The 12,418-nt window shown below is 50.2% G+C and carries 14 protein-coding genes; 3 read left to right on the top strand and 11 right to left on the bottom strand.

Annotated features, from left to right (window positions below; all coding sequences use genetic code 11):
* Positions 1-332: 332 nt before the first annotated feature.
* The 9 genes from ABGY95_RS03755 to ABGY95_RS03715 all read right to left on the bottom strand — a co-directional run bounded on the left by ABGY95_RS03755 (position 333) and on the right by ABGY95_RS03715 (position 7,817).
* Positions 333-731, bottom strand: coding sequence for a translation initiation factor (locus ABGY95_RS03755; protein WP_347440368.1), 399 nt, complete (start codon positions 729-731; stop codon positions 333-335).
* A gap of 129 nt (positions 732-860) precedes the next feature.
* Positions 861-2,282: an Asp-tRNA(Asn)/Glu-tRNA(Gln) amidotransferase subunit GatA gene (gatA, locus tag ABGY95_RS03750; RefSeq protein ID WP_347440367.1), complete on the bottom strand. Its 1,422-nt coding sequence runs from the start codon at positions 2,280-2,282 to the stop codon at positions 861-863.
* A gap of 62 nt (positions 2,283-2,344) precedes the next feature.
* Positions 2,345-2,632, bottom strand: a complete 288-nt coding sequence (gatC, locus tag ABGY95_RS03745) for an Asp-tRNA(Asn)/Glu-tRNA(Gln) amidotransferase subunit GatC (RefSeq protein ID WP_347440366.1) — start codon at positions 2,630-2,632, stop codon at positions 2,345-2,347.
* A 731-nt stretch (positions 2,633-3,363) separates the two neighbouring features.
* Positions 3,364-4,524 (bottom strand): prenyltransferase/squalene oxidase repeat-containing protein, encoded by a 1,161-nt coding sequence (locus ABGY95_RS03740; protein ID WP_347440365.1) that lies wholly within the window; start codon positions 4,522-4,524, stop codon positions 3,364-3,366.
* Complete coding sequence (locus ABGY95_RS03735; protein ID WP_347440364.1) at positions 4,521-5,321, bottom strand: YdjY domain-containing protein; 801 nt, start codon at positions 5,319-5,321, stop codon at positions 4,521-4,523. Before ABGY95_RS03735 ends, ABGY95_RS03740 begins: the two co-directional genes overlap by 4 nt.
* 140 nt (positions 5,322-5,461) lie before the next feature.
* Complete coding sequence (locus ABGY95_RS03730) at positions 5,462-5,923, bottom strand: low molecular weight protein-tyrosine-phosphatase (RefSeq protein ID WP_347440363.1); 462 nt, start codon at positions 5,921-5,923, stop codon at positions 5,462-5,464.
* Positions 5,924-6,002: 79 nt separating this feature from the next.
* Positions 6,003-6,296 (bottom strand): type II toxin-antitoxin system RelE/ParE family toxin, encoded by a 294-nt coding sequence (locus ABGY95_RS03725; RefSeq protein ID WP_347440362.1) that lies wholly within the window; start codon positions 6,294-6,296, stop codon positions 6,003-6,005.
* The gene (locus tag ABGY95_RS03720; protein WP_347440361.1) at positions 6,297-6,509 is read right to left on the bottom strand and encodes an addiction module protein; all 213 of its coding nucleotides are present in this window, start codon (positions 6,507-6,509) and stop codon (positions 6,297-6,299) included.
* A 54-nt stretch (positions 6,510-6,563) separates the two neighbouring features.
* Positions 6,564-7,817 (bottom strand): class I SAM-dependent RNA methyltransferase, encoded by a 1,254-nt coding sequence (locus ABGY95_RS03715; protein ID WP_347440360.1) that lies wholly within the window; start codon positions 7,815-7,817, stop codon positions 6,564-6,566.
* 274 nt (positions 7,818-8,091) lie between these two features.
* On the opposite strand from ABGY95_RS03715, the gene ABGY95_RS03710 reads away from it, so the two are divergent.
* Complete coding sequence (locus ABGY95_RS03710) at positions 8,092-8,232, top strand: hypothetical protein (protein ID WP_347440359.1); 141 nt, start codon at positions 8,092-8,094, stop codon at positions 8,230-8,232.
* A 14-nt stretch (positions 8,233-8,246) separates the two neighbouring features.
* On the opposite strand, the gene ABGY95_RS03705 is transcribed toward ABGY95_RS03710, so the two are convergent.
* The gene (locus tag ABGY95_RS03705; RefSeq protein WP_347440358.1) at positions 8,247-8,573 is read right to left on the bottom strand and encodes a hypothetical protein; all 327 of its coding nucleotides are present in this window, start codon (positions 8,571-8,573) and stop codon (positions 8,247-8,249) included.
* A 50-nt stretch (positions 8,574-8,623) separates the two neighbouring features.
* A complete protein-coding gene (locus ABGY95_RS03700) occupies positions 8,624-9,484 on the bottom strand; it encodes an alpha/beta fold hydrolase (protein ID WP_347440357.1) in 861 nt (286 codons plus the stop codon).
* Between the two features lie 148 nt (positions 9,485-9,632).
* On the opposite strand from ABGY95_RS03700, the gene ABGY95_RS03695 reads away from it, so the two are divergent.
* Positions 9,633-9,911 (top strand): hypothetical protein, encoded by a 279-nt coding sequence (locus ABGY95_RS03695; protein WP_347440356.1) that lies wholly within the window; start codon positions 9,633-9,635, stop codon positions 9,909-9,911.
* Between the two features lie 407 nt (positions 9,912-10,318).
* Complete coding sequence (locus tag ABGY95_RS03690) at positions 10,319-11,995, top strand: glutamine--tRNA ligase/YqeY domain fusion protein (RefSeq protein WP_347440355.1); 1,677 nt, start codon at positions 10,319-10,321, stop codon at positions 11,993-11,995.
* Positions 11,996-12,418 lie beyond the last annotated feature (423 nt).

The following is a 12,418-nucleotide window of genomic DNA, read 5'->3' as shown; positions in this document are numbered from 1 at the left end:
AGAGAGTGAATTGAATCGCTCCCGTCAGGGTATGACTAAGAAACAGGTAAATCGGGTGATCGCTCATGGCGGCAAGCTAAGTCGCTAGTATATGCTACATTGTAGGATTCCATCTTTTTCAGACGGAGTGGTCATTGGAATCAATGAGCTTCGTCGATGGCTGAAGCAAAGAGAAACGAAGGCTTTTTTTACAAAAACGTTCAAGCGGAGCCCGACAGATGCGTCATTTAGAAGAAAGTAAATTATACCCGCCCCGAAACCACCAAAAGAGCCCCGTTGGGAGATATTTAGTCTACTGATTTAGCTTAACAGCCACTGGCAATAGGCGCTAGCTAACCACCAGCGAAAACTGGTTTAAAACCGGCTTCTGTTAGGATACGTTTTACTTCCTCTCTTTTGTCGCCTTGGATTTCGATGCAACCATTCTTTACGCCGCCGCCGACACCGCACGATTTCTGAATCACCTTTGCGAGTTCCTTTTTTTCTGACAGCCCGATGCCTGTGAAATTCTTGACGACAGTGACTGCTTTACCACCGCGGTGGGCAGTCTGGCGGACGATGTCGACTCGGCCTCGGTTGGTATTTTTCTGATCGCGCTTGGAAGTTTTTGCAGGACTAACAGGCAGGGAGCCTTCTGGGCCCGTGGGCAGGTCTCCGAGTGCATCTAGGGCTCCAAATACATTGGGAAGATTTTCAGTAGAGTTCTCCACTGTTCTTTTTTTACGGCTCATGAAGAAGATTCAACGGGAGTCATCACAGAAAATCACGCTTATTTTATCTGTATGCATGCAAAGCCGAGGTGTGTACACAAAAAGCGAAGCGCGTGAACCCTTCGCTTTTTGAAATCATAGAGTTCCCAGTTAGAGGGATTCGACGGCCTTGGCGATCTTGAGGAGGATGGACTCTCCTAGGTCTGGGCCGAGGATCTGGAGGCCGACTGGGAGTTTGCTTCCTGAGTCAGAGTCTATAGTGCCAGCTGGCACTGAGATGCCGGGAATGCCTGCGAGGTTTGCTGCGATGGTGCAGATGTCTGCGAGGTATTCTGTGAGTGGGTCGTCTGCGTTTTCTCCGTGTTTTGGAGCCGCTGTTGGAGCCACTGGTGAGAGGATGGCATCGACATTGGCAAAGGCGTCAGTGAAGTCTTTACGAATCAGCGTGCGGACTTTCTGCGCCTTGGTGTAATAGGCATCGTGGTAACCAGAGGAGAGAACGTAGGTGCCGAGGATGATGCGGCGCTTCACTTCTGGACCGAATCCCTGGGCGCGTGATTTGCGGTAGAGGTCGATGAGGTTCTCTGGGTTTTCAGCACGGTTACCATAGCGAATACCGTCGAAACGTGAGAGGTTAGAAGAAGCTTCGGCTGGCGCGATGATATAGTAGGTGGCTACTGCATATTCTGTGTGCGGAAGAGAAATAGGGACGAGTTCTGCTCCTGCAGCTTCGAGCTTGGCTGCAGTTTCGTCGAAGATGGCTTTGACTTCTGGGTCGATAGCATCGCTGAAGTATTCTTTCGGTATGCCGAGTTTGAGCCCCTTTACCCCACCATCAATGTCCGCAGTGAAGTCTGTGTTGTCGTCTTCGAGTGAAGTCGAGTCCGATGGATCGTGGCCAGTGATGGCGTTGAGCAAGAGTGCTGCATCGTCCACGGATTTGGTCATCGGCCCGATTTGATCGAGTGATGAGGCGAAGGCAACGAGACCGTAGCGGGACACGCGGCCGTAGGATGGTTTGAGTCCAACGATTCCACAATGGGAGGCAGGTTGGCGGATTGAGCCACCAGTGTCGGAACCGAGAGATGCGATGGCAGTGTCTGCAGCAACAACTGCTGCGGAGCCACCAGATGAACCGCCGGGAACGCGGGTTAGATCAGCTGGGTTATTAGTCGGCTTGATGGCTGAATTACCAGAAGTGGATCCCATGGCAAACTCATCGAGGTTAGTGCGGCCGAGTGGGATCGCACCGGCTGCGCGGAGCTTGGTGATGACTGTGGCGTCATATGGAGATGTGAAGGATCCTTCGAGGAACTTGGATGCACACGTCAAAGGCTGGCCTTTGACGTTGATGTTGTCCTTAATGGCAATCGGGATGCCACCGAGTGGGAGGCTAAGGTCAGCAGCTTTTGCTTCTTCACGCGCGGTGTCGAAGTCGAATGCCAAGTAGCCGCCGATGGCTGCGTCCTTTTCTTTGATGGATGTCTCGAGCGAGTCGATGATCTCGACTGGCGTGATTTCTCCCGCTGTTAGTTTAGCGCGGAGTGAGGAGATAGATTCTCTGGAAAGCATTGGGAAATTAAGATTGGAGATCTAAGAAATAAGATTTCTTTGATAGATAAAACCAAGAGTGATTACTCGATGACTTTTGGGACGCGGAGTTGGTCGTTGGCGGAGTCTGGTGCGTTGGCTAGGAATGCGTCGCGGCCGATGCCCGGCCTGGCGACGTCTTCGCGGATGCGGTCGAAGACTGGAGATGCGTGGGCAGTGGGCTCGATGCCTTCTACGTCGAGCTCGGAAAGTTTGTGGATATAGCCGAGAATTTCGTCGAGCTGCTTAGGGAAGGTTGCTTCCTCCTCAGGTGTGAGTTCGATACGAGCCAAATCGGCCACGTACCGTACGTCGATGTGTTCAGTTGCCATGGCGGCAAGATGGCCAAGGGATCTGGTTTATTCAATACCAAATACAGGGGGAAAGTGATAAGTTGGGAGTGAGAGGTGTGAAGCTCGACCTTTGGCTTTAAACGGTTCGAGTGAGCTAGATGGGTAAAGGCAGATCACCTCGCATCTTTGCGAGAAGGAGGGGATTTGCTTCTAGCGTACTAGTTTAGAGTAGAGCTATGAAGTCGTCCGGGAGTGTTGGAGGTCTTCGAGAGTGCGCGGCTTTTTGTTCTTCACCAGTTCAATGGCGTGCGCGAGTTCTTGCTGTAAATGCTGAGCTGTAACAATGATGCCTTTTTTTGGGGGGAGACGGGGAACACAAGAAAGTGCATGTCGCTATCCACACTGTTCGGAAGTGTGCTGTTGAGAAATGAACCGAGGTGAATACACACTATAGAGGCAATACGCCAAGTGCCTGTTGCTAGCACCTAAGCTTAGTATGGTGGGGCACACACCGGTATCTTTAGTTTATCGTTGTCGTCAAGATACGGGAGAAGCTCTTCACTCTTCATTAGTGTCCATAGAGCTTGGTTTTCTAATACGTGAGGTGACTTGCTCGAGGTAAGCTGGGGCCCTTGGAGTGAAAATCTGCGAGTTTTATGGAAAAAGGTTGTGGCGTAAAATCGCGCTGATACTTTGCAAAAAGCAGAAACGAACCCTAACCGCAGATTGAGGAAATGATACCGATTCTCAATGCTAGCTACTTTATTCTCCTACTTCGTTTTCCTTGCTTCAGGAATGGAATGGTAGATTTGCTCTAGAGTGAGGACCGCGTAGGCTGTGACGAGCTCAGGTTCGTTTTCCCACCAACGTGAATTCTCGTTGAGCCATGAGCCGTCTGGCTTCTGGTTACTTAGAATGCGGGTAGCGAGCTCTTTGCGCCAGTCATGTTTGACTCCGTCCTTAGTCGTGAGGGTGTCGATGCCGGCAGCGTTGAGAGCTTTGGCCATGACTTGGTAGTAATAATAACGACCTTGGTCGCCTAGGCCCGGATTCTCTTCCAGCGTGTAGTTGTCGTTGAGCCACTTTGTGACTGCCTTGACTCGGATATCCGTTTCGTCGAGGTCGGCGTAGATGAAGGAAAGCAGGCCAGCGTAGGACATGGAGCCGTAGCCACGGAGAGTCTCACGGCCGTCGGCGTGTTTTTCGGTTCCGGCTTTAGAGTTGCCGGGGAAATAGACGAACGAGCCATCATTGCCGATGCCAGGTTGGTCGTTGGTGGCTTCTAGATTCTGAGTGCGTGAGACAAACTTAATAGCGGCTTCCCAATCGAGTTCTGGTTGCTTTGTTTTTGTGTCTTTTGCGAACGACTCGGAGAGCTTGAGGGCTTCGATTGAGAGGTAGGTGTTAGACATGTCCGAGTGGGGGTAGGTGCCACCGTAGCCGATGCCGCCGTCGTTGACATTGTCGGTCTCGCCTTTGTTGTCCCAGTCCTGTTGCAGGTTGATGAGGAACTTACGCGCTTGGAGGATGGCTTCCTTGTGCGCTGGGTCACCAGACGCAGCTAGAGCCATGAGGCCAGTGGAGGTGTTGTAGTTAGCTAGACCTTTGACGTAGATGCCACCACCTTTATGCTGAGTAGAGATGAGCCACTCGTAGCCCTTTTTGACATAAGCAGCATCGGCGTCAGCATCATTTGGTGAGCGTCGCGCGGCAGTGAGAGCAAGAGCTGTGTAGGCTGGCATTTGCTCGTTCTTCCAGAATCCTTTTGGGTCCTGCGCTTGTTTAAGGAACTGATTGCCCTTGTCGATGGCGTGCTCCATCTCAAGCTTAATTGAGAGGTATGGGGCGTGTTGGTTTTCGGCTGCTGGGAGCAGACTAGTGGCGAGCATGGAGACCCCCATGATGCGCAAAGTTTGTACGATAAAACTCATTTCTTTTGGTTGTTTGGATTAGTCTGAGTGAAAGTAAGTGTGACTGCGGTGCCGAGTGGTGGCAACACGCTTTGTTTGGGCATCCAGAGGGTGTCGTCATAGCGACCTTCACCAGAGTAGCATGCGATCGATGAGCGATCGGTGAAAACGGCAATGATATCCCCACTGATATCTGGCTTGTAATTGCCATTGATCATGTAGGAGCCGGAGTAGATCCATGGGGAGTCAGGCATCGGTTGCTGCGTTTTTGCATTCTCAAGCAACTGGGTGACATCGTGACTTACTTTTTTGCCGTCAACTTTCCAACTAGCAGTGATAGTGAAGCGGGATTTCTTTTTCTGAATTTCTGTGGCTGAATGGTATTTATCTGTCGGCGTGTGGTTCTCATCCAGAATTTTGAGTAGTTCCTTGGATTCCTTGTAACCGAGCAGCTTCATTGCCACGTTAAGATTAAAAGGAGAAATTTCAGTGATGAAGAGGGTCTCGTGGATTTTCCCTTCTGGAGCAGTCAGAAGATACTCAATGAGAACCTCGTTGTGCTCCAATGTGGCGGGGAAGGAGATTTCACCTTTGCTACTATCGAAGGTGATTTTGCCGAGTTGGTAGGTTCTCTCGCCAATTTTTTTGACTTCAGGTTTCTTGGGCGCTGTGTCATTTGCCTCATTAGCAAAAAGTGCCGAGCTGGTGGTGAGGAGAGCGAGTGAGATGGCAAATGCGTTCTTCATTGCAGTTAGTATCATGAAATAGCTGGCGCTAAGCGCAAGCGAGAAGTGTGAAGACTCGATTTCCTTACGCATAACGGGCTGAATTTATTAGAAGAATTCTTCACTTAGAGCCCATTTTTTAGACTGATTTCTGTCGAGACTACGAAAACGCTCTATGAGTACGAGCGTCTATGGTCAGAATGTCGAAAGTCTATGCACAAAGTCTGGTGACTTTATGTTGAGTACTTCTCGATTAAGCGAGAGCAACCATCTTCGAGCAGGTCGGCGACGAGTTCGAAACCATCTTGGCCGCCGTAGTAGGGATCGGGGACTTCGGTCTCGCTGTGGTGCTGGCAATAGCTGGTGAACTTTTGGATCTTCTCTGCGAAAGTTCCATTTGGGTCGAGCTTTTTGACATTGGCGTAATTCTCGTCATCCATGGCGAGGATGAGATCAAACTCCTCGAGGTCAGCGGGTTTGATTTGGCGGGCTTTGCCAGTGACTTCGACACCACGAGAGACGAGTGTCTGGGTCATTCTCGAATCGGGTCCCTTGCCAGTATGCCAGGCTTCGGTGCCAGCTGAGTCGATGACAAATTGAGCCGCGATACCAGCTTTGCGGGTGGCGTCGCGAAAAATGTTTTCGCCAGCAGGCGAGCGACAGATGTTTCCAAGGCAGAGGAAGAGGATTTTCATAGGATCTATGTAATGGAAAGGAACCGAGAGTGATGAGTAGGTTGGGGGCGAACACTGAATTCCCAGGTTTTAAAGGAGATTATTTGCGACGCAGTCCATAGCTTGGGTAGCGCTTGTCGTGCTTAAGAACTAAAACTCTAATTCCAGAGGGAGTGATTTTATACAGAAAGTGGTATGGGCAGTTTTTGAGATTCGCTCGTCTTAGAACTGAGTTGATAGGGTGGTAGTGTTCTGGAAGACGATGCGCTTTTTGTGCGGAGCCGATAAAAGATGCGTAGAATTGGTCTGCTAATTGGGGCCCCGCCTCGCTCTCATAGTATTCAAGGATTTCGGTCAGATCTTGTTGAATACGAGGGTGAAAAATAAGAGCCATCTACCGGCTGATAGCATTTTTTAGGTCAGTGAGACTAAGCCCACTCTCAGGCGCGGCATCGAGCTCACGGTCTCGGATCATTGCTTCAATGACACCATCATCTTCACATTCGAGAGAGTTGGGCAAGGACGCTAGTAGAGAACTGGCCAAGCTAGCACGTTGCTCAGAATTGAGCTTTAGTGCTGAATCTGCAATTTCTCTCAAACTAGACATGCTATCAGGGTAGAATTTTTTAGATGAGACGTCAACTTAGCAGAATGAGCGTTTTTATCCTTTTCTTAAAACCACAACACACTCGAGGTGGCGGGTCTGTGGGAAGAGGTCGAATGGCTGCACTTCTTCGAGTACGTAACCAGCTGCGATGAAAAACTTGAGGTCGCGCATCTGGGTGGATGGATTACAGGAAATGTAAACACAGCGAGATGGACCGAAAGCGAAGAGCTGGTTGAGGAATAGCTCGTCACAACCTTTACGCGGAGGGTCGATCACGACAGCTGTTTCGTCAGCAGGGAAGTCGATGTCTTCGAAGATAGCCTCTGCACTTGCCGCCTTGAACGTTGCGTTGGTGATGTTGTTTTGGCGGGCGTTGGCTCGCGCCCAGTCCGCAGCAGTTTCTGAAACTTCCACCCCGGCCACTTTTTCGAAGCTAGATGCCAAAGATACAGCAAAGAGCCCGGATCCGCAGTATGCATCAACAAGGTATTTAGCACCGCACTTGGATGCTTGGACCGCAGCATACTTGGTGAATGCCGGAAGGATGAATGGGTTGTTTTGGAAGAAGTCGCCAGCGAGGAAGTTGAATGTGAGATTGCCAACATGTTCTGTAGCGATGGCCCGGTGGTTTGTTTCCACTTTGCCTTCGGTAGCACGCATCAGCATGGTCACGCCCTTCTTGTATTCCTTTGCATTCTGGTGCGCTAGTTTACGCAGGAGTGGTAGAGCATCGTTGATCTCTTCCATCGCGATCGGGCACTGAGGCACATCGAGGATGTTGTTGCGCTGGCCGTTGCGCAGGAAACCGATTGAGGTGATTTTACCATTCTTAGGCTTCTGAAAATGTGGTGTGAGCTTCGAGCGGTAGTTCCACTGGCGTGGAGACTCGATCGCCGGGAGCACTGGGTGGTCGATACCTGCCATGTGCTGAAGGAGTTCGCCCACTTGGCGAGTCTTCCACTGGACCTGAGTCGGGTAATCGACGTGTTGGTATTGGCAGCCACCACACTCGCCAAAGAGCGAACACTTTGGCTCGATACGGTGAGGGGATGGTTCGACGATGTTGATGAGGTCGCCCTGTGAGCAATTGTTGTCGTTGCGGAAAATGCGCGCGATCACTTTTTCGCCAGGGAGAGCAAAGGGGACGAATACGACCCATTTGGTCGTCTCGGTTTCACCCTCGTCTTGAGATGCTGGGATGTCGACTTTGGCTATGCCAACTCCAAGGTTGGAGAGGGAGTCGATGGTGACCTCGACTTCTTGGTGGTACTCAAAGGGAAATGGGACGAATTTCTTGTGTGGGCGCATACTAATGAAAATGTTTCGTTTCGGAGAGGGTTTGGTGTAACTTGGTAAGGAATGAAAGCCTTTTATTTACTCATCAGCTGCTTGCTCCTAAGCATAGCTAACGCGCAAGAGGAAGAATGGTATGATGCCGAAGGAAATGTGGTGCGTGTCTTAGCTAAGGATGAAAGCTCGACTAAGCTTTAAAAAAAGGAACCCCTCTTCAAGGGGGCGTATCAATGGGATGCCCGTAGTATTTGGCGTAAGTCGCATGTGCGAGGTCGTGCAATCTATGGCAATGGCGCGTATTTCAGAGGCTACGGGTTTGGCTACAGAGCTTGGCCAAATTACTACCGCCCAAGCTAATACCATAATGGCAGTTACTACCAATCGTATTGCCGTCCCAGCCATTATCGAGGATCTAGCCTCAACTTCGTGATAAGCCGCTAATGCTTAGTTTGGCACTGTGAGACCAGAGTTGCCGGCGTTACTACGGGTAGACGTAGCAGTCTCCTTGAGGTCGTCATTCTTGGGGATGTCGAACACGTTTGGCTGCATGAATGGGCTCGTTCTTTTGAGTCCTTGTGGCTTTTTATTCGCAATTGTGACGTTTGTGGGTGCTGAAGTAGCTGCGTCACCTTGTGCCACTGGAGGTGCATTTAGTTGGCTCACTTTCGTTGGTTTAGCTTCACCATTACCGTAGTATATTGGATCGTGCATGCTTCCACAGCTGCTGAGTGCTCCTGCTGCGGCGATGGTAAGAAAGTGAAGTGGCTTCATAAGTGCGGGATGCTTGCGAGATTCTGAGCATGAGGCAATAGGAAAGTTATTTATATTCTCTGACTGAGCCAATGAGCGGTCCGAGAAAAGATGGCGTCGGCATGTGAATCATAGAGCATGAGATGGTAAGAATCAGGGAAATGGCTGTGCTCCACAGCACTAGACGCGGGGAGATGAGTCAGCCAGTGCTCTAGTAAACTTGGAGGCGTGAAGAAATCGTGGCCACCATTGATGACCAGTGTTGGGCAAGTGAGTGAGGCCGCGGCTTGGGGCATGCCTTCTATCAAACCAGCAATGGCATTGAGAAGGCGCATCGAGAAGCTTGAGACGTGCCAAGCGTTCGTGCTGGATTGAGCCGTGTGGTCGGTCGCTCCCTGTGTGACTTGCACGGATTGCGAGCCAGTGAAGAGGCTGAGCTGAATACGTTTTTCTGGAAATAGTCGCGCAAGCGTACGAGCGAGAGATATTTTCCAGGCCGCAACCTGTTGGTCTATCGCGACCACTGGCGAGTAGAGGATGAGAGCATCACAAAAATCTCGCGCAGACGGGATGGTCGATAGAGTGTTACAGGAAATCAATGCTCCGAGTGACTCAGCGCACCACACAAGCGGGACAGCAGGATACAGTGTGCGGATGTGGGCGCAGAAATGCAGAAGGTCACGCGCCCAGTAGTCTGGCGATTCTATGTCGCCCCGCCTGTTTTTTACCGGATCTAGCCCCATGCCACGAAGGTTGTAGGCTACAAAGCCAAGCTGCGGGTTCTGCTGGCATAGAAAATTTGCTAGGCCGGTGAAATCACATGCCGCGCCACAAAATCCATGAATGCCGATGACTATAGCGGAAGGCGATTGCTCATCTCCCCATTGTTGGTAGTTGAAAGCTGTGGTGTCAAAGCTGGTGAATTCTGGCATGGAGTAGGTGAGAAAAAGCGTGTTAGGAACGGATTGTTCGTGTACGATGGTCAGATTCTAGACTCTCTAAGTTCTTATGCCAGTATCTAAAACATGTGCCTTAGCGTTTCGTTCACCTCTCACTAGGAGATGGTGGCCTTGGACTCTGATGACTCCATTTATTTTAGTATTGATGGATTTTTTAGCGATCGCCCCCATAGGCTCGAGCATTTTCCTATGGTTTAAGCTGCTTTTCATTTGTCTGATGCTGGTGGCGGGAGCGGGCTTAGTTATTTTGCCTTTAGGAATGCTAAAGAAGAGTTGGCGCAAGGCCATCCTTGCCTGGTTGAGCCTGTGCGGGTTTTATCTGCTTTTTGCCTCTGTTGGTTTGATGCTCGGAAAAGGGTTACGGATGCACGCCTTTAAAGAGCTAGCGGGGAGGAGCTAGCCTCTCGTGTTGGCTGTGCTGAGTTACGAAGAAAAAAAGGACGACCGCCAGAAGCTTTTTCAGACTTAGTGCCGGACTACATTAGTGAAATTCCTGAGACTGGAATGATGGCGTATCCACACTACTATTACAAAACAGGGCCAGCTGCTAGTTATATCGAAGGAAACCCCTGGGTGTTGAGAGTGGCGGCCCCTCGTGGCGCACTAGGCTTCGACGAGTTGATCTACTTCACGTTACAAAATTATCCTGAAACCGGTTATGGGGGTAAATTTAGCAAGATGCACGATTGGGCATATCTGAGTCAATGAGCCATGCTCTAGACAACAACTCAAGAATCTGAGCTGATAGGGGTTGCATGCTGGGGAGAATTACAGCATGAAACGTGTAACAATTTTCCTGTCAAAAACATGAGCAACTCTGAAGACAAAAAAGACTTTATCCGCGAGATTATCGCAGAAGATTTAACCAACTGTAAGCACCAGACTACGATCACCCGTTTCCCACCAGAACCTAACGGCTACCTACACATAGGCCACGCCAAAGCGATCTGTATCAACTTTGGAATTGCTGAGGAAAACGCAGGATCGGGAGCAGTCTGTCACCTCCGCTTTGATGACACCAACCCAGTGAAGGAAGACACAGCCTATGTCGACGCGATCAAAAAGGACGTGGCTTGGTTAGGTTTTGACTGGGGGCAGAACCTCTATTTTGCATCAGACTATTTCACTTACTTCTACGATTGCGCAATGCACCTTATTAAAGAAGGCAAAGCCTACGTGGATCTTCAAAATGTGGAGGAAATGCGTGCTGGCCGTGGAAATGTGAAGACTCCTGGTACGAATTCTCCTTACCGTGACTCAAGTGTTGAAGAGAATTTGACGCGCTTTGAGCAGATGAAAGCCGGCGAGTTTGAGGCTGGTGGTGCTGTGCTGCGTGCTAAAATCGATATGGCTGCGCGCAACATGAACATGCGCGACCCAGCCATTTATCGTGTGCTCAATAGTGACCACCACAAAACTGGCGATGCTTGGAAAATCTACCCAATGTACGATTTCGCACACCCGCTAGAGGATGCCAAAGAGAAGGTCACTCATTCACTTTGCTCACTAGAATTTGAGGACCATCGCCCGCTCTACGAATGGGTAGTGGAGAATTGCCCGACGCCGGCAACTCCGCGCCAGATCGAATTTTCACGCCTCAATCTAACTTACACCATCATGAGTAAGCGAAAGCTTCTTCAGCTGGTGGAGGAGGAAGTTGTCGACGGCTGGGACGATCCACGCCTACCAACTCTCTCAGGAATGCGTCGCCGTGGCTACACACCTGAAGCGATCAAATCATTCATCCAGAAAGTGGGTGTCACTAAGTTCAACGCCATCACTGATGTGGCATTGTTAGAATTCGAACTCCGTGCCCACCTCAACAAAATAGCAGAGCGCCGCATGGCTGTCATCGATCCGCTTAAAATCGTGATCGACAACTGGGATGGTGATTCTGTGGAAGAAATGGAATGTAAGAACAACCCGGAAGATGCTGAAGCCGGCACCCGTCTCGTGCCTTTGGGTAAAGAGGTGTACATTGAGCGCGATGACTTCATGGAAGACCCACCGAAGAAGTATTTCCGCCTAGGACCTGGCCGTGCGGTGCGTCTGCGCGGTGGTTATATCATCCAGTACGTCAGCCATGAAAATGACGCCGACGGCAATGTGACCCAAGTCCATGTGAATTTCATTCCAGGCACAGTCGGTCAGAGCCCACCAGAAGGAGTGAAGTGTAAGGCTGCGATCCATTGGGTCAGCGCCGCACATGCTATCGATGCCGAGGTGCGCCTCTACGATCGCTTGTTCACTGAGGAAAACCCTGATGGGGTTGAAGGTGGCTACATGGAATGCTTGAACCCTGATAGCCTCGAAGTTAAAACCACTGCCAAGCTCGAGCCGAGCCTCGGAACAGCCTCCGCAGGGGCCACTTTCCAGTTCGAGCGCGTTGGTTACTTCTGTGCCGACAGTGAACAGCACCTCCCCGGCCAGAAAGCGGTCTTTAACCGCACCGTCGGACTCAGAGATTCCTGGGCAAAGAAGTGATCAGCCAGATGGTCAAGTAGAGGCAAACATAGATAATACTCAACCACAGCAGTACGTAAACCGCATGCCACTTTGGTGAAAAATACATCAGTGTAAGCTTCTTGCTACCAAGACTATAAAACCAGAGCTGTAACTCCGTGTGGGTGACCGCAAAACCGCAAAACCGCAGAACTTGGGAAGTTGAGAGTGAATAGGAGTTCTAATGTATTATGAAATGAGCAGTTTGTGACGATGCAGCCGATTTTTAAATTCTTCTCTTAGAAATTGTCTGTCTCATAATGAATTTGCGAGCAATGTCAGGCAGACTCACTAAGACAAATCATCTAGCTTCCAACTCATCAATATACCGTTCAAATCACTACAAATGTGTGGAATTCATTGTGTGCCTCAGAGCGATTCTCCTAGACTTAGAGACTTCTAAAC

Source organism: Rubritalea sp., from assembly GCF_039830215.1.
Lineage (GTDB): Bacteria > Verrucomicrobiota > Verrucomicrobiia > Verrucomicrobiales > Akkermansiaceae > Rubritalea.
The sequence above is the reverse complement of the archived record's forward strand: the minus strand, read 5'-3'. Positions and strand labels throughout refer to the sequence as shown.